The sequence below is a fragment of the Leucobacter fengyongliangi genome (assembly GCF_052386045.1).
In genome coordinates, this window is the sequence record NZ_CM126356.1 from 1,616,633 (window position 1) to 1,636,211 (window position 19,579).

A 19,579-nucleotide genomic window follows, 5' to 3' on the forward strand; every position below is an offset into this window, starting at 1 on the left:
GCTACTCAGCCAGCGCTCGGCGGATCGCCGAGAGCGCATCGTCAAGCTTGGAAGTATCGGTGCCGCCACCCTGCGCGAGATCGTCTTTCCCACCACCGCCACCGCCGAGCACCTGGGCACCGATCTTGGCGAGCGCCCCCGCCTTGGTTCCGGCCTCACGCGCAGCCTGGGTGGTCGCGGCGATCACGAGCGGCTTGCCTGCAGCTTCGCCAGCGAGCACAACTACCGCCGCGTCGTTTCCGAAGCGCTCGCGCACCTGCTGCGCCAATTGTCGAACATCGTCGGGCGATCCCACAGTCCCGAGCGATCCCAAGACAACCTTCAGGTCTCCGAGGCGTTCAGCCTGCGCGAGGAGCTCCGGGATACGTTCGGAAAGCTTCGCCGCTTCCAACTGGGCGATCTTCTTCTCTGCGGATTTCAATTGCGCGCTGAGGTCTTGCACCCTCTGTACGAGTTCCAGCCGTGGCACCTTGAGTCCGCTCGTCAACTGCTGAACGATTGCCCGCTCTGCAGCGAAATTTCGAAACGCCTCGATCCCGACCAGAGACTCGACGCGTCGATTCGTCGATCCCACGGAACTCTCGCTCACCAGACTGATCATTCCGATCTCGGCTGAGCTGCCCACGTGGGTACCTGCGCACAGTTCGCGCGACCAGGGGCCGCCGATGTCTACCACGCGCACCCGATCTCCGTACTTTTCACCAAACAGCGCCATTGCGCCGAGCGCCTTTGCGTCGTCGAGCGACATTTCGCGGGTGAATACCTCGTGATCTGCGCGAATCGCGAGATTCGAGATCTCCTCGATCTCGGATTTCGTCTCGGTCGACAGCGCCTCGCTGTGGGTGAAGTCGAGGCGAAGGTATCCGGCCTTGTTGTAGGAGCCAGCCTGGTGCGCGTTCGCACCCAACACCTGTCTCAGCGCCGCGTGCACAATGTGGGTACCCGAGTGTGCCTGGGTAGCACCGCGACGGTAGTCGGCGTCGACGCGGGTTTCCGCCCGAGCATCGATCGATACCGTGCCGACTGTGACTTTCACCGTGTGCACGATCAGTCCGGGTACTGGCTTCTGCACGTCGAGCACCTCGACCTCAAAACCATCGCCCACGATGATGCCCTGGTCGCTGTCTTGCCCACCAGCTTCCGCCCACAGTGAGGTCTCAGCGAGCACCAGCTCGGCGATCTGTCCTTCGTGGGCTGAGGCCACGGGTGCGCCGTCAACCACAATGCCGAGCACTCGGCTCTCGTGCGTGAGTTCGTCGTATCCCGTAAATACGGTCTCGCCCAGGCCGCGAAGCTCGCGATACACAGTAACGTCGGCGCGCTGGCCCTTCTTCGCTTTAGCGTCGGCCTTCGCCCGGTCACGCTGCTCGGTCATCAACGCGGTGAAGACGTCGGCATCTACTGCAACCCCCGCCTCTTCTGCGATTTCAAGCGTGAGTTCGATGGGAAAGCCGAGCGTGTCGTGAAGCAGGAATGCGGTATCGCCGGGAAGGTCAGTTTTCCCGCGTGCCGCACCTGAGATCGCTTCGTCGAGGATCTGAATTCCGGAACTCAGGGTGCGGAGGAACGCTTTCTCCTCTGCATACGCTGCGCGCGAGATGAAGTCGAAGTCACGTTCCACCTCGGGGTAGGCACTTTTCATCGCGTCGCGCGACGCGGGGAACAGCGTGGCAAAGCTGGCTCCTTCGACACCCAGCAACCGCATGGATAGTGTGACGCGGCGCAGCAGTCGTCGCAGAATGTACCCGCGACCCTCGTTCGAGGGGGTGACGCCATCGGCGATCAGCATGAGTCCGCTGCGCACGTGATCGGCAATCACTCGCAGACGCACGTCGTCTGCGTGGTCGACCCCATAGCTCTTGCCGGCCAGAGCGGCCGCGGCATCGAGCACCGGGCGCACCTGATCGATCTCGTACATATTCTCGACACCCTGCTTGATGAAGGCGACGCGTTCGAGCCCCATGCCGGTGTCGATGTTCTTTTGGGGCAGCTCCCCCACGATCGTGAAGTCGGTCTTCGACTTCACATCGGTGATCGAGTACTGCATGAACACGAGATTCCAGATCTCGACGTACCGATCATCGTCGGTCGCGGGACCGCCATCGATGCCGTACTGAGGGCCACGATCGAAGAAGATTTCGCTGCAGGGTCCCGCCGGCCCTGGCTGACCGGTCGACCAGTAGTTCGTGTCTTTCCCCAGTCTCTGGATCCGTTCCTCTGGCAGCCCGGCGATCTCACGCCAGAGCCGGAACGCCTCGTCGTCGTCCTCGTATACCGTGACCCAGAGGTCTTTCGGGTCGAACTCGAGCCCACCCGCGGATTCCGCGGTCGTGAGAAGTTCCCAGGCGAAGCGGATCGCTCCCTCTTTGAAGTAGTCTCCGAATGAGAAGTTGCCGCACATCTGAAAGAACGTGCCGTGCCGGGGAGTGCGTCCCACCTCTTCGATGTCATTCGTGCGAATGCATTTCTGCACGCTCGTTGCACGCGAGTAGGGCGAAGGCACGAGACCCGACAGGTAGGGCACAAACGGCACCATGCCCGCAACAGTAAACATCAGGCTCGGGTCATCACTGACGAGCGAGGCCGAAGGCACCACCGTGTGACCGTTCTTCTCGAAAAAGTCAAGCCAACGTTGGCGAATCTCGGCGGTCTGCATCGAAATATTGGTCCTTCGTGTGTCGCGTTTCACGCAAATGAGCGGGGAGGCCGCGCCACTTGTGGTTTGGGGCGCGGTGTTGCCGCGAGTGTGTGTCGGTCGGTGGCTATGGCTTCGCTTCGAGCTTCGCCAGGCGCCGCTCAACGTCGTCGAGAACCTCTGAGAACTCTTCCTCGACCTCGTGATAACCGGCGGCCACCGCGTCACTGAACTCCTTCGCCCCGCGCCCGACGCGGTCGAAGAATCGTCGACCCTCGGGGGTCTGATTGACGAAGTGCGCACCGACAAAGCCGAGCGCAATTCCGACGATCAGCCAAGACAGTCTGCGCATGTTGTTCTCCAGTTTCTCTCTGACCCGGTCAGTCTACCGGGCAGGCTCTCTCGCGGGCTCAGAAAACAACTGAGGGGGTGCCAAGTTGGCACCCCCTCAGTTGTTTTCGCAGAACTTAGCGAGCTGCGTAGTACTCGACCACGAGCTGTACTTCACAGGTCACGGGAACCTCAGCACGCTTCGGGCGACGAACCAACCGCGCCTGCAGCTTGTCGAGCTCGACCTCAAGGTAGCCCGGAACCGGGGGAAGAACCTCTGCGTGTCCGCCAGCGGCGGCAACCTGGAACGGCTCAATGCCCTCCGAGCGGGTCTTCACGTGAATGAGCTGACCCGGCTTGACGCGGAAGGACGGGCGATCCACAATCTGACCGTTGACCATGATGTGACGGTGCACGACCATCTGACGAGCCTGCGCAGTAGTGCGAGCGAAACCGGCGCGAACCACCAGGGCATCGAGACGCATTTCGAGAAGCTCAACCAGGTTCTCACCGGTCAGGCCGTCCTGACGACGAGCTTCCTGGAAAGCAATGAACAGTTGCTTCTCGCGGATGCCGTACTGAGCGCGAAGACGCTGCTTCTCGCGCAGGCGTACCGCGTAGTCGCTGTCGCTCTTACGCTTGGTGCGGCCGTGCTGACCGGGGCCATAGGGACGCTTCTCAAGATAGCGAGCAGCCTTCGGGGTAAGCGGAATTCCCAGTGCCCGCGACAGGCGGGTCTTGGAACGGGTACGCGACGTAGTCGACACGTGTTTCCTTTCAGGTTTCTGTGTTCCCCGCGGCGCAGGACTCGCACCACGGAATGCCCCCTCGGCCAGGCTGGATCCGCATCAACAAGTGATGCACGCGACACAGCACACCGTTACGGTGAGGGAACGACCAGTTGCAGAAACCCGGAATCCGAGCGACTGCCGTCGGTGTGTGCGCTCACGGACTGAGACCGCACACGACGTTGGCCAGCGATAATCATATCAGGTTCTCGCGCCCTCGCGTGATTCGTCGGATTTTCTCGAGTCGCTCACGCACAACACGCTCATTTCCGTGATCGGATGGCGCGTAATACACCCGGTTCACCAGTTCATCGGGAAGGTGCTGTTGGGTGACCACACCGAGCGGATCGCCGTGCGGATAGACATACCCCTTGCCATGCCCCAGCCGTTTGGCGCCCGGGTAGTGACCATCGCGCAGGGGCTTCGGAACTCGGCCGATCTTGCCCGCGCGCACATCGGCGATCGCGGCATCGATCGCGGAAATCACCGCGTTCGATTTCGGAGCGGTGGCGAGATAGATCGTGGCCTCGGCAAGCGGAATTCGAGCTTCGGGAAGACCAATGAGCTGCGTCGCTTGGGCCGCCGCGACCGCGATCGGAAGCGCCTGCGGGTCTGCGAGACCAATATCCTCCGCCGCGTGCACCATGAGCCGACGCGCGATGAAGCGCGGATCCTCGCCGGCCTCGATCATACGGGCCAAGTAGTGGATCGCCGCATCTGGATCAGAGCCACGAATCGACTTGATGAACGCGCTGATGACGTCATAGTGCTCGTCGCCGTTGCGGTCATACCTGAGCAGCGCGCGATCGATCGAAGCGGCCACGATCTCTGCAGTGACCCGCGGAACTGCGCTCGTCTCGGCAGCCAGATCAGTGGCGGATCCAGCGACAGCGACAGATTCGGGTGCGTGGTCGGACTCAGGAACACCTGGCGCTTCTGCGGCCAGCGCAGAGGCCGCAGCGGCCTCGAGCCCGGTTAGCGCGCGCCTTGCGTCGCCTGATGCCAGGTGCACCAGGGCATCTCTCGCCTCATCGGCGAGTTCCACCACCCCTCCCAATCCGTAGGGCGCGGTCACTGCTCGACGCAGCAAGGTAGAGAGCTCGTCATCGGCCAACGGCTCAAGCGTCAGAAGCAGCGACCGTGAGAGTAACGGGCTGATGACCGAGAAGGAGGGATTTTCTGTGGTCGCGGCGATCAGCGTGATCCACCCGTTTTCAACGCCAGGAAGCAGCGCGTCTTGTTGCGCTTTGGAAAACCGGTGGATCTCGTCGAGAAACAGCACCGTCGAGACGCCGAAGAGGTCTCGGTCGTTGAGTGCGCGTTCCATCACAGTCCGCACATCTTTGATGCCAGCGGTTACCGCTGAGAGCTCAACGAAGCGGCGACCGCTTGATTGGGCCACTGCCTGCGCGAGTGTTGTCTTACCTGTGCCCGGCGGGCCCCAGAGGATCACCGATACGGCACCGCCGCCGTCTGCCGCCTCAGCCGCGAGCACACGAAGCGGTGAGCCCGGCTGCAACAAGTGCTGCTGACCGACGACCTCGTCGAGTGACCGAGGACGCATCCGCACCGCGAGCGGGGCGGTGTGACCGGCCATGGGCTGCATATTCATGCCTTGATGCTAGCGACCGCTCCTGACACTGTGCGCGCGCTGTGGCATAGTTGGAGTGGCATTGACACGGTCGGCGCGAGACGTCGACATCTCTACGATGACGGGTGAATCACGGTGAGTGAAGCGACGAACGAACATCCTTGGGGCCGAGTCGACGAGAACCGCACGGTTTTCGTCCGCGAAGGCGACTCAGAACGCGAGGTCGGGCAGTTCCCTGATGGCACCGCAGAGGAGGCGATTGCGTACTTCGAGCGAAAGTTTTCCGATCTCGCCGGTCAGGTGACACTTCTCGAGGCTCGCATCGCTCGTGGAACAGCCGGGGCCGAGATTGCCGACACCGTTGCAAAGTTGCAGGTACTGCTGACCGAGCCAGCCGCGGTGGGTGACATTGCCGCACTTCGCGCCCGCGTTGAGAAGCTCAGCGGCAAGGCAAACGAACTCGGCGAGAAGCAGCAGGTTGAGCGTGAAGCGGCCAAGCAGGCGGCGCTCGCACAGCGAGAAGCCATCGTGGTGGAGGCGGAAGGCCTTGCCAGTCAGCCCGAAGCGCAGATCCGCTGGAAAGAAACCAGTCAGGCGTTTGAAGATCTCTTCACCACCTGGCAGACGACGCAGCGGAGCGGTCCGCAGGTGCCGAAAGCACAAGCCGATGCACTATGGAAGCGCTTCCGGAGCGCGAGGCAGACCTTCGATTCGGCGAGACGCGCGCATTTCGCTCAGATGGATGCCACAAACAAGGAAGTCAAGCAGCGCAAGGAGCGGATCATCGCCGCGGCCGAGGCGCTCGCCCCGCGCGGCATCGACGGGATCCCTGCCTATCGGAACCTCCTCGACGAGTGGAAGGCAGCGGGCCGCGCGAGTCGCAAGCTCGATGACCAGCTCTGGGCTCGCTTCAAAGCCGCGGGGGATGTGCTCTACGAGGCGAAGGCCGCCGAGGTCGCGCAATCTAACGAGGAGCACACGGCGAACCTGGCAGCGAAGCAGACGCTTCTCGCCGAAGCCGAGCCACTGCTCGCCGAGACCGATCGAGTCGCCGCCCGCAAGCGCCTCACCGCGTTGCAGTTGCGCTGGGACGAGGTGGGTCGCGTTCCTCGTGAGGCACTCCGTGAGATCGAGGGCGGGATGCGAAAGATCGAAGATCACGTCAAGTCGCTTGAGGACGAGCACTGGCGGAAGTCGAATCCCGAGACGAAGGCTCGTAGTGAGGGCCTGCGCGGCCAACTCGAGACGTCGATCGCTGACCTGGAAACCCAGATCGCTGCCGCGACCGACCCAAAGGTCAAGGCCGAGGCCGAGGCCGCGCTTGCCACGCAGCGATCGTGGCTCTCCGCGCTCGGCGACTGAAACTTATCCACAGATTCACTGGATACCCGACTTGAGGTTCCTTCCGGCCGCACACTGGAGGAATGACCGCCCACCCAACGAACGTCCAGCACACCGCGGCGCAACGTACGATCCCCGCCCGGGGGTTACCCGACCCACCCCGATTCGATCTGTGGCCCGAGGCACTTCGCTCGGCTGAGCTGCTTCGTGGAACTCTTGTGCCGTGCGGGCCAGGCCTGCGCGGGGTGGGGTGGCCAGATAGCCCGCGTGTCAGGCTTGCGGCACTCGCACCGTGGCTCATGCATGATCGAATTGCGGCATATCTCACTGCGGCCTGGATCTGGGGTGCGGCGAGGGACCCCGGGAGACCACTCCGCGTGAGCATGCCCGCACGAACCCGGAACACGCAGTCGCGGTCGACCCAGGTGCGGGTGCAAGAGCTGAGCCTGACAGACGCGGATCTCAGCCATTTCGGACCGTTCACCGTCACGAGCCCGCTCCGCACTGCGACCGACCTGCTGTTCGACTCCACCCCACTCGGCGTCTCAGAACTCGTCGCTCTGCGGCTCCTCTTCCCCCTCATTGATGGGGGCGCTGCGGCGGTGCACTCTCAGATCCTGGCAACCAGACGACCACATCGGAGACGAGCACTCAGCAGACTGACGCTGCGCTTGACTGAACCAAGCGACGCCGTTTCGCCCCGAGCTCAGGCTGAGTTCATGCGATAGGCGTCGTAGACCCCCTCGATGCGACGCACCGCGTTGAGCACATGCTCGAGGTGCATCGTGTTGCCCATTTCGAACACAAAACGACTGATAGCGAGTCGCGAACTCGAAGTCTGCACGGTCGCCGACAAGATGTTGACGTGATGCTCTGAGAGCACTCGGGTCACGTCCGACAGGAGGCCAGAACGGTCGAGGGCTTCGACCTGGATATTCACCAGGAAGACGCTGTGCGAGGTGGGTGCCCACTCCACATCAACGAGTCGGTCCCCTTGCCTTTCCAGCGCCAGGAAGTTCTGACAATCAGTGCGGTGAACCGACACACCCTGTCCCTTGGTGATGAAACCGCGGATCTCGTCGCCCGGTACGGGGGTGCAGCACTTCGCAAGTTTGACAAGAACATCCGTCGCGCCCTTGACGACCACACCCGAGTGCGAGACTGACTTGCCCGGGCGGAGCGGTGCGGAAACGGGGATCGTGGCGAGACCGGGATCCGTGGAGGCGGCATCGCGATCCACCAGCGCGGTGACCTTTTCGATGACCGACTGGGCCGAAACATGGCCTTCGCCAACCCCGGCAAACAGGCCAGCCACGTCGACGTAGCGAAGCTGCAGCGCGACCTGCTGGATCGCTTCGGAGTTCATCACCTGGTGGAGCGGGAGGTTCTGCTTTCGCAAGGCCTTCATGAGCTCGTTCTTGCCAAGCTCAACCGCTTCCTCACGGCGCTCCTTCGTGAACCATTGACGAATTTTGTTTTGAGCACGCTTGCTCTTCACAAAGTTCAACCAGTCACGATTTGGGCCTGCGTTCGGGTCTTTGGAAGTGAACACCTCGACTACGTCGCCGTTCTGCAACCCGGTTTCCAGCGGCACCAGACGACCGTTCACCCGCGCACCCATAGTGCGATGGCCCACCTCAGTGTGCACTGCGTAGGCGAAGTCAACGGTCGTTCCCCCTGCAGGAAGCCCGATGACCCGACCCTTCGGGGTGAATACGTAGACCTCCTTCGCGCCAATCTCAAACCTGAGTGCATCGAGGAATTCGCTCGGATCCTCTGTCTCTGCCTGCCAATCGGAGATGTGAGCAAGCCAGGCCATGTCATTGGAAAGTGGGGCGCCGCTCCCCTGTCCCTGCTTGTACTTCCAATGCGCGGCCACGCCATATTCTGCTCGCTGATGCATCTCAAAGGTACGAATCTGGATCTCGACCGCGCGACCGTCGGGACCGATCACCGTTGTGTGCAGCGATTGGTACAGATTGAATTTCGGAGTCGCGATGTAATCTTTGAACCGGCCGGGAATCGGCGTCCACCTCGAGTGCACGGCCCCCAGGACCCCGTAGCAATCGCGAATAGAGTGCACCAGGACCCTGATGCCAACCAAATCGTAGATGTCGTCAAAATCACGGCCCCGCACGATCATCTTTTGATAGATCGAGTAGAGTTCCTTCGGACGACCGGTGACCTCGCCGCGTATCTTGGCCTCGCGCAGATCCTGCTCGATTGCGTTGGTGACCACGCCCACCAACTCTTCGCGTTTGGGATTGCGCTGGCTGACAAGGTTGTCGATCTCCGCGTAGAGTTTCGGCTTCAGTACCGCGAACGACAGGTCTTCGAGTTCAGTCTTCATTGATTGAATGCCGAGCCTGTGGGCAAGTGGTGCGTATATCTCGAGAGTCTCTTGCGCCTTCCGCCTCGCAGAATCGCCGGTCACAAAACCCCAGGTGCGGGCGTTATGCAGCCGGTCTGCAAGCTTGATCACGAGCACTCGAATGTCTTTCGACATCGCCACGACCATCTTGCGCACAGTTTCTGCCTGCGCAGAATCACCGTATTTCACCTTGTCGAGCTTTGTCACGCCATCGACGAGCATCGAGATTTCTTCGCCAAACTCCTTCGTGAGCTGCGCGAGTGAATAATCCGTATCCTCTACCGTGTCGTGCAGCAGCGCCGCAGCAATCACCACCGGCGAAACACCCAGGTCGGCAAGTATCTGGGCTACCGCGATCGGATGGGTGATATAGGGTTCGCCGCTCCGCCGCTTCTGCCCGCGATGGGAGCGTTCAGCCACGATGTATGCGCGCTCAATGATCGAGAGGTCAGCCTTCGGCCAACCTGCTCGAACCGTACGCACGAGTTGGTCGACCGCGCCCGGTGAACTTGCTCGCGAAAAAATCCTGGGGACAAGCCGCTTCAATGATGACGCACCGGCTTGCGACAGGTCGTTGCCTGACATGCCTCACCTCCTGCGTCGTGATTGATTGAACGCTACACCACTTGGTGCCTGCTTCACGAACCGAGCAGGCCTCAGCCCCGCGCCTTGCTCGTCGAGGCCTCGACCGGGTCGGAATCCAACACCCCTTCGGCATCTTGTTGCCCATTGGCGGCGCGAAGCTTCTCCACGCGTGCATCGTGCTTCTTGATCGCAGCTTCGTTCTGTCGCAGCTGAACGTAGCTCGGCGCGGCGATGAAGATCGTTGAATAGGCGCCCACCAGGATTCCGATGAACAAGGCCAGCGAGATGTCGCGCAGTGTTCCTGCGCCGAGCACGACCGCCCCGATGAACAGGATCGAGGCTACCGGAAGGAGCGCCACAACGGAGGTGTTGATTGAGCGCACGAGCGTCTGGTTCACCGCCAGATTCACCGTCTCTGCGAATGTCCGTCGCTCGGTGAATTCGCCCGGGGCCGTGTTCTCGCGGATCTTGTCAAACACGACGACCGTGTCGTAGAGCGAGTAGCCGAGGATCGTGAGGAAACCGATCATCGCTGCGGGCGTGATCTCAAATCCGGAAATTCCGTAAATACCCGCCGTCAGGATGAGATCGTGGAAGAGTGCGATCAGAGCAGCGAATGACATCTTCCAGGTACGAAAGTACAGCGCCATGACCAGTGTGGCAAAGAGCAAGAACACCACGAGCGCGATCAGAGCTTGACGCGTGATGTCCTGTCCCCACAGCGCTCCGATATATGAGGAGGTAACTTCTGCCTCGTCCACCCCGAAGGCATCGGCCAAGACACCCTTCAGTTCTCGTGACTCCGCCTCGTCAAGCTGTTCAGTCTGCACCCTGATATCGGTCTGCCCCACCAGAGAAATTCGCGGCGCGGAACCGGGAAGCACCTCTTCAACTGCATCCGCGGCGACCTGCTGGTCGCGTGATTCTCCGCCCTCAGTGTGAATCTGGAACTGGCTGCCACCAGTGAACTCAATGCCAAACGTGAAGCCGCCTCGCAGGAACGGCCCGACGATAGCGATGACGATCATCACAGCTGCAATTGTGTACCAGAGCTTGCGCCGACCGATGAAGTCAATCGACTTCTCACCGGTGTAGAGCGCGTTCCCGAACTCTGCAAATGAACGACGAGCCATGCTAGCTGTCCTTTCCGGTCGAAGCCGTCTGTATCGGCTGTGAGGCACCAGCCTCAGCAGCCTTCCGCTCGGCAATCGTCTGCCGACGGTGTGCTTCCTTCACCGCAGCCTGATTCTTCTTTCCGGCTCCAGTGCCCTTGAGGACCGGTGCCCGGAACTGAGCACGGCCGCGATACACGGCTCCCAGCTGTTGTGGGTCAAGACCAGATGCTGGATGACCATCGCGATAGAACTTCGTTCGAGACAGAAGCGTCATCATGGGGTGAGTGAACAGGGCGACGACGAGAATGTCAACAATGGTGATGAGTCCGAGGGTGAACGCGAAACCTCGTACGCTGCCGACCGCGAGAATGAAGAGAATCGCCGCAGCCAGGAAGTTGATTCCGTCTGACGCGAGAATGGTGCGGAACGCCTGCTTCCATCCGTTCTCCACTGCGTTTTCAAGCGAGAAGCCGTCTCTGAGCGCATCCCGAATTCGCTCGAAGTACACGATGAACGAGTCAGCGGTGATACCCACCGCGACGATGATGCCGGCAACTCCGGCGAGTGACAGTCGATACCCCTGCCGCCACGAGAGCAGCGCGAGGAGCAGGTACGTCAACACCGCCGCGACTGCGAGTGACGCAACCGTGAGGGATCCGAGTACCCGGTACTGAATCAGGGAGTAGATGACGACCAGAATCAAACCGATGAGTCCAGCCAACAGACCTGCCTGGAGCTGGTTCGATCCGAGAGTCGCAGAGATGTCTTCCTGACTCTGCACGGTGAAGCCGATGGGCAGCGCCCCAAACTTCAGCTGATCTGCGAGTGCCTCTGCACTCTCCTGAGTGAATGATCCGCTAATCGAGGGGCGACCGTCGAGAATCTGTCCGTTCATCTCAGGTGCCGACACGACCAGCCCATCAAGAACGAACGCAAACTGGTTGAGTGGCGGGGTCGCCCCGTACATGCGGGTGCTGATCTCACCGAACGTTTTGGTTCCCGTGTCGTTCAGCGTCATCTGGACTACCCACTGGCCGGTGGTGGCCCCCGTGGAGGTGGTACCGATCATCGCTGAAGCATCGGAGATGGTTTCGCCGCTCATCTCGACCGGACCAAGTATGTACTTGTAGACACCGTATTGATCACAAGTAATCAGGGGGCGGTCTGTCGCTGCTTCACTGAGACCCAGCGCTTGTTCCGAGGTGCAAGAGAAATCGTTGAACTCTGCAAGCAGACCTTCGGTAAGCCAAGCCGTGTCAAACGCGGTGTCTGGCAGTGGATCCGGGTCGACGTTTGCCACAGCTGCATCAGCCGCTGCGGGCGCTTCTGCTGCAGCATCGCCGGGCGCGGATTCTTCGGCTGCAGCCCCAGATTCGTCGGTGACCGTGCTGCCATCACCGGCAATCTCCGTGTCTGCGGCGGCCTGGTCTTCGGCGGTTGGCGCGGTTGTACCCTGGCCGAGGTAGAGCACCGGGCGGAAATCGAGTTTCGCCGATGCCTCGATGCGCTGGAGTGTCGCCTCGTCGGCCTTCCCGGGGATCGATACGGAAATGTTCTGGCTGCCCTGCGTCGTGATCTCAGCCTCAGCTACGCCAGAGGCATCGACACGCTGACGGATGATTGCGACTGCCTGATCGAGCTGCTCACCTGAAACCGACTGTCCGTCGATCTGCGTGGGAGCAAGCAGGATCTGCGTTCCCCCCTGCAGGTCGAGGGCGAGTTTCGGAGTCCAGGTTGCCTCACCACGCCAGACACCGAGGGCGATGATACCCACGAGCGCAATAACGATAACCAACAGGGCGGTAAGCGAGCGCCGGGCTCGTCTCACAGCAGGTGACTGCGCCACGAATCGTCTACTTTCTGTAACTGAGAGAGGACTGACACAGAGAAGCGGACGCCACGCGCCCGCTTCTCTGTGTTAAATACTAGCCCTTGGGCTTGTCGCCGTCAGCGTCTGGCTGCGCACCGAAGTCATTTTTCGGCGCTTCTGCACTGGTGTCACCCAGTCGCTCGCCAAAGGAAGGATCATCGTCGGGCGCGAGCTCGGCCTCTTCCTCCGCAGGAGCGTCGACGGGAGTGACCACCTGGCCAATCGCGTTGCGGTGCACGACGAGCGTCGAGGTGCCGCTGCGCACGGTCACCCGATTCTCCTCGTCGTCAATATCTTCGATCGTGGCGAAGATGCCGGACTGAAGCATGACCTCGGCCCCCGGGCGAAGGTTGCTCTGCAATTCCTGCATGGCACGCTGGCGCTTCTTGCCGTTGCGGAACATGAAGAAGATGAGCACGGCAATGAGCCCAAACATAATGAGCGACATCGGGTCGAGAACCACGGCGATCCTTTCGGTGGGCGATCTGAGCAAGCGCAGCCAGGTTCGGCTACGCAACCCTCACGACTATAGGGTATCCGGTAGCGGAATTCCCGTGTGTTCCCACCCACGCCTGGTTGCCATGCGCCCGCGCGGAGTTCGCGTGAGCAGACCGGTGCGTACGAGAAATGGTTCAACCACGGCCTCGATCGTCTCCGCTTCTTCTCCGACCGACACTGCGAGGGTTGAGAGCCCCACCGGTCCCCCTCCAAACCGCTCAACGACTGCCCGCAACACTTCACGGTCAAGCCGATCAAGCCCAAACTGATCAACGTCGTACAGGGTCAGTGCAGCCTGCACCGCCTCAGTATTGCCGGGCGTTCCGTGCACCAGGCTGTAGTCACGCACCCGTCGCAAGAGGCGATTTGCGATTCTCGGGGTGCCACGAGATCGACTCGCGATCTCATCGACCCCGGCACCTGCGATGTCAAAACCTAGCAGTCGCGCCGCGCGATGCACCACCGAGGCAAGTTCGTCTTCGGCATAGAACTCAAGGTGTGCCGTGAATCCAAACCGATCGCGCAGCGGATTCGGGAGAAGACCTGATCGCGTCGTGGCTCCAACCAGGGTGAACGGCGCAAGCTCAAGAGGAATCGATGTTGCCCCGGCACCCTTGCCGACCATGATGTCGATCCTGAAATCTTCCATCGCCAGGTACAGCATTTCTTCCGCGCTGCGCGCCATGCGGTGTATCTCGTCGATGAAGAGCACCTCGCCCGGCGTCAGGGCAGACAACACAGCAGCGAGATCACCAGCGTGCTGTATCGCGGGGCCTGAGGTTTGATGGAGCGGCTTGTTCAACTCGGTGGCCACGATCATCGAGAGCGTGGTCTTGCCCAGCCCTGGTGGACCCGCGAGGAGGATGTGGTCGGGAGTTCGTTGCTGCATCTGGGCGGCATCAAGCAACAAGCGAAGTTGCCGTCGCACCTTTGACTGGCCGACAAATTCTTCCAGAGACTCAGGCCTCAGGGCACCTTCGAAGCCCAACTCATTCTGCTCGATCTCAGGTGACAGCTCGACGCTCATCGTACAATCCTGCCGGATGTGCCACGACCGGGGCTTCTCGGAGCCTGGAGAAGCGCGAGTGCCGCGCGAAGCAGCGCTGACGTTTCTGTTGCGGCACCAGCGTCTACCGCATCTTGCACGGCAAGTTCGGACTGGGCCTCACTGTACCCGAGGCCGATGAGCGCCTGAGCGACGTCGGCAACCGCGAGTTCGACGGGATCAGCTTCGTGATGTTCGGCCTGCACGGGCACCGCGCTGCGCGGGATCCCGTATGCCTCAGGAGTAACTTTTCCGGCGAGCGAGACCGCAATGAGTTTCGCCGTCTTCGGGCCGATTCCCGATACTTTCCGAAACGGCTTCTCGTCTTCGACATGGACAGCGGCCGCAATCTCTGCCGGGCTCATCTGCGCAAGCACGCCGAGTGCGCTGCGGGGCCCAACGCCAGACACCGCAAGAAGATGGCCAAACACCTCGAGCTCGTCGGTCGTCGAGAACCCAAACAGTGTCAGGGAGTCCTCTCGCACAATCAGTGAGGTATGGAGGGAGAGCTCCGAACCTGGATGTGACGCACTCACGCGCCCGCTCGGAACCTCAACGCGCATTCCTACACCGCCAACACCCACCACCACCCAGCCGGGACCGGCTGAGAGGACCTCACCACGAATCGATGCAATCACAGGGCTACCCTACGGCGATGTGTTGGCACCCGGCCGCGCACACGCCGAGAAGTCGAACATACGTACGAAGCGGGGTGGGAATCAGCTTCCCACCCCGCTTCGATCGCCTCGCGAACTAGCGGGCTGCGCCGACCGACTCTGCCAGCGCAACGTTGCCCTGCGACTTGATCGATCGATTCACCGCGCTCACAATCGCTTTCAGCGTGGCGCGGGTCGTGTCGGGATCGATGCCCACTCCCCACAAACGCTGACCGTCGACATCCAGGTCAACATAGGCTGCGGCTACAGCATCCCCACCGCCGCTCATCGCATGCTCCACGTAATCAAAAAGTGTGACCCTATGGCCAGCCGTGTTGAGCCCGTTGATGAAGGCATCAACCGGGCCGTTACCTCGGGTCGTGAACTGCTGCACATCATCACCCACCCGGAAGTCAGCGGTGAGTTCCGTCACCCCGTCACCGGAGCTCGTTGTAGCGGTGCGGAACAACTCGTACCTCCCCCAGCGCTCAAAACTATCGTCACCGGTCACCGGCAAGTACTCGTCTTGGAAGATACGCCAGATATCGTCACTCGAGACCTCGCCGCCCTCAGTGTCGGTGAGGCCCTGAACGACCGCACTGAACTCAATCTGCAGGCGGCGCGGCAAATCAAGTGAGTGGTCGGTCTTCAACAAATAGGCGACTCCACCCTTGCCCGACTGCGAGTTCACTCGAATGACGGCCTCATACGAGCGGCCAAGATCCTTCGGGTCCACTGGCAGGTATGGTACCGCCCACTCGAGCTCGTCAACCGACACACCCGCGGCCTCAGCGTCGGCTGCCATGCGCTCGAAGCCCTTCTTGATCGCGTCCTGGTGCGATCCGGAGAACGCCGTGTACACGAGATCTCCCGCCCACGGGCTCCGTTCGTGCACGCGAAGCTGATTGCAGTACTCGGCCGTGCGCCGCACTTCGTCGAGCCGCGAGAAATCGATCTGCGGGTCGACTCCCTGTGTGAACATATTGATACCCAGCGCTACGAGATCGACGTTGCCGGTGCGTTCGCCGTTGCCGAACAGGCAGCCTTCAATTCGATCTGCCCCGGCCAGGTATCCCAACTCGGCCGCGGCGATCGCCGTGCCGCGATCGTTGTGTGGGTGCAGCGACAGAATCACGTTGTCGCGATGGGCCAACCGCCTGCTCATCCACTCGATCGAGTCGGCGTACACATTCGGAGTGGCCATCTCGACGGTCGCGGGCAGGTTGATGATGACCTTGCGCTCAGGCGTGGGCTGGAACACCTCGATCACTTCGTTGCAGACCTCAAGCGCGTACTCGAGTTCGGTACCGGTGTAAGACTCTGGCGAATACTCGTAGTAGATCTCGGTGTCGGCGCAGATTGATTCGCTCGCGAGACACAACCGAGCGCCCTCGAGCGCGAGCTGCTTGATCCCCTCGCGGTCCTCACGAAACACAACCTCGCGCTGAAGGATGCTCGTCGAGTTATACAGATGCACGATGGCACGTTTGGCGCCGATCAGCGATTCGTAGGTGCGCGTGATCAGGTGCTCGCGTGCTTGGGTGAGAACCTGAATCGTCACATCGTCGGGAATCGCATTCTCCTCGATGAGATGCCTCACGAAGTCGAAATCAGTCTGGCTGGCGCTCGGAAACCCCACCTCGATCTCCTTGTACCCCATCTTCACCAACAGATCAAACATGATGCGCTTGCGCTCGGGGCTCATCGGGTCGATCAAGGCCTGGTTACCGTCACGCAGATCAACGGCGCACCATCGGGGCGCTTCAGTGATGCGATTCGAGGGCCACGTTCGATCCGGCAGATCCACCGCGATGATCTCGTGGTAAGGACGATACTTGTGGATAGGCATCGCTGACGGCTGCTGCATGTTCTTCATGGTCTTGTCTTCTCTCGCTCTTGGTTCTGTTCAGCCAACACGAACACCGCGACGAGGGAGGCCTGAAACTAGGACTCGTCGCGGCAGCTAAGGAGAAGCAAACCGAACAGCACCCGCCAAGCATATCACTGGAATTCGCATACTCTTGAGGAATGGTGCGACTCTGGATCCTTCTCACGACGCTTCTCACGACGCTCGGAGTCGTGCTGGTCGCGTCACCGGCACACGCCGATGTCGACGATTTCGTGTACGACAGTTGGCATGTGAGTTATCAACTCGACGTTGACGAGGAGGGCCGGGCAGTGGCTCGGGTCACTGAGAAACTCGTGGCGGTCTTTCCCGACTTTGATCAAAACCGCGGCATCGTGCGTGCACTTCCCTTGACCTACGAAAAGGCCAATGCCGCACCTCACGAGATCTCGGTTACCGACGAATCGGGAACAGCCATCCCGTTTGACACCGAAGACGATGGCACCTTCCGGATCATCCTGATCGGCGATGACAACTTCGTGCGGGGCGTACACACCTATGTCATTTCCTACACGCTGCATGATGTGATTCTCACCACCGACGATCGCGACGAGTTCTATTGGGATATCGTGCCGATTGAGCGCGCTCAGTCCATCGCCGCTTTCTCAGCTGAGTTCGATGTCGCGAAAGACCTCGCCCCCCGGCTGACCGGGGCGACCGCGTGCTTTACGGGCACGGCCTACTCAACGGAGACCTGCGAGATGAGTGAGGCTCAGGTCGACTCCGGGCGTTCGAAGCTGGCGATTGCACCATTCGCGCTTCCCGGTGGATCCGGGGTGACCGTTGGGATCGCATTCGAGCGAGGGAGCGTGGTTCAGCCACCTGTACGACTCCCGAATCCGCTTCTCGACATCGGACCCGTGGTGATCGGGGCTGCGGCGCTCGTGCTTGGCATCGTGGCCGCGGCACTCGTGTTGCTTGAGCGCAGAAGGCGCCGCACACACCGCGGAGTGATCGTGGCTCAGTATGAGGTACCGGAAACCCTTCCCCCGCTTCTCGCCGGACCCATTGCAGGGGAAACCAAGTCGACGATCGCCGCCGAGGTGGTCCACCTCGCGGTGCGCGGTGCGATCCGCATTGAAGACGGCGCCGAGTCCACTGGGTTTCTCGGCAGGGGCAAGCCACAGCCGGTGCTCCGACTCCTGGACCAGACTCGGGCGGGTGATGGACTGGATCGTCGCACGATATCTGACCTGTTCGGGTCAGCTGGCGCGGGAGCCACGTTCACGCTTCCCAAGAAGGATGAGCAGTTTGGTAAGAAAATGCTGGCGCTTGCAAGCGATGGCGCGAAGCAAGCGACCAAACGAGGGTATCTCGAGCGTGTCCGCTCTCGCACCGCGACCATGCTGGGCGCAGGAGCCATAGCACTGGGCGCGGGCACGATTGGCTTCACCATGATCGGCATTGCACGTGAGAACTGGTTCACGATCCTCATTGCGCTCCCCGTCGGTATCGCCGCGATCGTGCTCGGTGTCATCGGAGTCATGCGGCACACCATGCACACCCAGCGCGGTGCCGAGGCCCGAGAATACCTTGCCGGCGTGCGCGAGTTCATTCGCGTCGCGGAGGCTGATCGCCTCCGACTCTTGCAGGGCCACACCACCGCAGAGCGCCGACCCGACGGTTCCGTCAACGTCGTGGTGCTCTACGAAAGACTCCTGCCCTACGCGATGCTCTTTGGCCTGGAGAAGGAGTGGGGCAAGGTACTCGAGGTTGCCTACCAGGAGACCGGGGTGGTTGGCCCCGTCTGGTACCCGGCACTCGGTGCCTACGGCCTGTCGCACCTCGACCGATCGATCTCAAGCTTCAGTGACTCCTTCACGAGTTCTGTGAGCTACAGTTCGAGCAGTTCGGGTGGAACAAGCGGAGGCGGATTCTCGGGAGGTGGTGGCGGCGGCGGATTCAGCGGTGGGCGCTGACTTTCGCCCACACACCGCACAGCTCCTCGTGTGAGCTAAAAGCCAAGCCGACCGAGCGCTTTCGGATCGCGCTGCCATTCCTTGGCGACCTTTACCCGCAGCGACAGGTAGATGCGGCGGCCCAGCAGCGCCTCGATCTCGTGACGGGCGCGCTCCCCCACGTCTCGCAAACGCGATCCGCCCTTGCCAATCACAATGCCTTTTTGACTGTCGCGCTCAACGTACAGGCTCGCGTAAATCTCGAGCAGCCCGTCTTCACGAACCTCGCGATCATCGACGCTCGCGGCAAGAGAGTGCGGAAGTTCGTCACGCACCCCGTCAAGCGCGGCTTCGCGGATCAACTCGGCGATCCGGTCGTCTTCGCTTTCGTCGGTCGTCGTTTCGGCCTCGTACAGCGGCGGTGATTCTGGCATCAGGCCGAGCAGCACATCAGCCAGCACATCAAGTTGCTCAGCGGTCACCGCTGAGATCGGCACGACCGCATCCCACTCGCGCAGCGTCCCGATTCGAGTGAGCTGATCGATGATCTCGCTCTGGGTCGCCTGATCAACCTTGGTGAGAATCGCGACTTTCTTCGCACGCGGGAAATCATCGAGTCGATCGTTGATGAATCGGTCACCGGGGCCAAGCTTCTCATTTGCCGGCACGCACAGCCCAATCACATCGACATCCCCAAGCGTCGCCTCCACGAGGGCATTGAGCCGCTCGCCCAGGAGCGTGCGAGGCCGGTGGATCCCGGGCGTATCCACGATGATGAGTTGTCCGTCGGCTCGATGCACGATGCCTCGGATGGTTTTTCTCGTTGTCTGCGGCTTGGGGCTGGTGATAGCAACCTTCTCACCCACCAGCGCATTCGTGAGCGTCGATTTCCCCACGTTCGGTCGGCCGACGAACGAGACAAACCCGGCTCGGTGTTCGGACTTCATGGG

At 61.3% G+C, this 19,579-nt stretch carries 15 protein-coding genes; 3 read left to right on the forward strand and 12 right to left on the reverse strand.

Translation table 11 applies throughout. From position 1 onward, the window contains the following. Position 1 precedes the first annotated feature (1 nt). The 4 genes from alaS to ACTNFK_RS07800 form a co-directional block, all read right to left on the reverse strand. Positions 2 to 2,656, reverse strand: a complete 2,655-nt coding sequence (gene alaS, locus ACTNFK_RS07785; RefSeq protein WP_435936687.1) for an alanine--tRNA ligase — start codon at positions 2,654 to 2,656, stop codon at positions 2 to 4. 106 nt (positions 2,657 to 2,762) lie between these two features. Further along, positions 2,763 to 2,987, reverse strand: a complete 225-nt coding sequence (locus tag ACTNFK_RS07790; protein WP_433646564.1) for a hypothetical protein — start codon at positions 2,985 to 2,987, stop codon at positions 2,763 to 2,765. A 115-nt stretch (positions 2,988 to 3,102) separates the two neighbouring features. Then, complete coding sequence (gene rpsD / locus ACTNFK_RS07795; RefSeq protein WP_433646565.1) at positions 3,103 to 3,732, reverse strand: 30S ribosomal protein S4; 630 nt, start codon at positions 3,730 to 3,732, stop codon at positions 3,103 to 3,105. Positions 3,733 to 3,949: 217 nt separating this feature from the next. Further along, positions 3,950 to 5,365: a replication-associated recombination protein A gene (locus ACTNFK_RS07800; RefSeq protein WP_433646566.1), complete on the reverse strand. Its 1,416-nt coding sequence runs from the start codon at positions 5,363 to 5,365 to the stop codon at positions 3,950 to 3,952. A gap of 114 nt (positions 5,366 to 5,479) precedes the next feature. Here ACTNFK_RS07800 and ACTNFK_RS07805 point away from each other — a divergent pair, with 114 nt between their 5' ends. Both ACTNFK_RS07805 and ACTNFK_RS07810 read left to right on the forward strand, forming a co-directional pair. Beyond that, positions 5,480 to 6,706, forward strand: a complete 1,227-nt coding sequence (locus ACTNFK_RS07805) for a DUF349 domain-containing protein (RefSeq protein ID WP_435936688.1) — start codon at positions 5,480 to 5,482, stop codon at positions 6,704 to 6,706. A 62-nt stretch (positions 6,707 to 6,768) separates the two neighbouring features. After that, positions 6,769 to 7,413 carry a hypothetical protein gene (locus tag ACTNFK_RS07810; RefSeq protein ID WP_435936689.1) on the forward strand — a complete coding sequence of 215 codons (645 nt, stop codon included), beginning with the start codon at positions 6,769 to 6,771 and terminating at the stop codon, positions 7,411 to 7,413. Here ACTNFK_RS07810 and ACTNFK_RS07815 read toward each other — a convergent pair. From ACTNFK_RS07815 to leuA, 7 genes are all read right to left on the reverse strand, one after another. Then, a complete protein-coding gene (locus ACTNFK_RS07815; protein ID WP_435936690.1) occupies positions 7,392 to 9,641 on the reverse strand; it encodes a RelA/SpoT family protein in 2,250 nt (749 codons plus the stop codon). The genes ACTNFK_RS07810 and ACTNFK_RS07815 overlap by 22 nt on opposite strands. 71 nt (positions 9,642 to 9,712) lie before the next feature. Then, positions 9,713 to 10,774 carry a protein translocase subunit SecF gene (gene secF / locus ACTNFK_RS07820; RefSeq protein WP_435936691.1) on the reverse strand — a complete coding sequence of 354 codons (1,062 nt, stop codon included), beginning with the start codon at positions 10,772 to 10,774 and terminating at the stop codon, positions 9,713 to 9,715. 1 nt (position 10,775) lies between these two features. After that, positions 10,776 to 12,584 carry a protein translocase subunit SecD gene (secD, locus tag ACTNFK_RS07825; RefSeq protein ID WP_445117148.1) on the reverse strand — a complete coding sequence of 603 codons (1,809 nt, stop codon included), beginning with the start codon at positions 12,582 to 12,584 and terminating at the stop codon, positions 10,776 to 10,778. Positions 12,585 to 12,681: 97 nt separating this feature from the next. Continuing rightward, positions 12,682 to 13,089: a preprotein translocase subunit YajC gene (gene yajC / locus ACTNFK_RS07830; protein ID WP_433646572.1), complete on the reverse strand. Its 408-nt coding sequence runs from the start codon at positions 13,087 to 13,089 to the stop codon at positions 12,682 to 12,684. Between the two features lie 63 nt (positions 13,090 to 13,152). Then, positions 13,153 to 14,151: a Holliday junction branch migration DNA helicase RuvB gene (ruvB, locus tag ACTNFK_RS07835; protein WP_433646573.1), complete on the reverse strand. Its 999-nt coding sequence runs from the start codon at positions 14,149 to 14,151 to the stop codon at positions 13,153 to 13,155. After that, on the reverse strand, positions 14,148 to 14,807 hold the full coding sequence (gene ruvA, locus ACTNFK_RS07840) for a Holliday junction branch migration protein RuvA (RefSeq protein WP_435936693.1): 660 nt from the start codon (positions 14,805 to 14,807) through the stop codon (positions 14,148 to 14,150). The genes ruvB and ruvA overlap by 4 nt, the downstream gene beginning before the upstream one ends. Positions 14,808 to 14,922: 115 nt before the next feature. Continuing rightward, positions 14,923 to 16,701, reverse strand: coding sequence for a 2-isopropylmalate synthase (leuA, locus tag ACTNFK_RS07845; RefSeq protein WP_435936694.1), 1,779 nt, complete (start codon positions 16,699 to 16,701; stop codon positions 14,923 to 14,925). Positions 16,702 to 16,853: 152 nt separating this feature from the next. On the opposite strand from leuA, the gene ACTNFK_RS07850 reads away from it, so the two are divergent. Continuing rightward, complete coding sequence (locus tag ACTNFK_RS07850; protein ID WP_435936695.1) at positions 16,854 to 18,650, forward strand: DUF2207 domain-containing protein; 1,797 nt, start codon at positions 16,854 to 16,856, stop codon at positions 18,648 to 18,650. Positions 18,651 to 18,685: 35 nt separating this feature from the next. Here the strand turns inward: ACTNFK_RS07850 and era are convergent, their stop codons facing one another. Further along, complete coding sequence (gene era / locus ACTNFK_RS07855; RefSeq protein WP_435936696.1) at positions 18,686 to 19,576, reverse strand: GTPase Era; 891 nt, start codon at positions 19,574 to 19,576, stop codon at positions 18,686 to 18,688. Positions 19,577 to 19,579 lie beyond the last annotated feature (3 nt).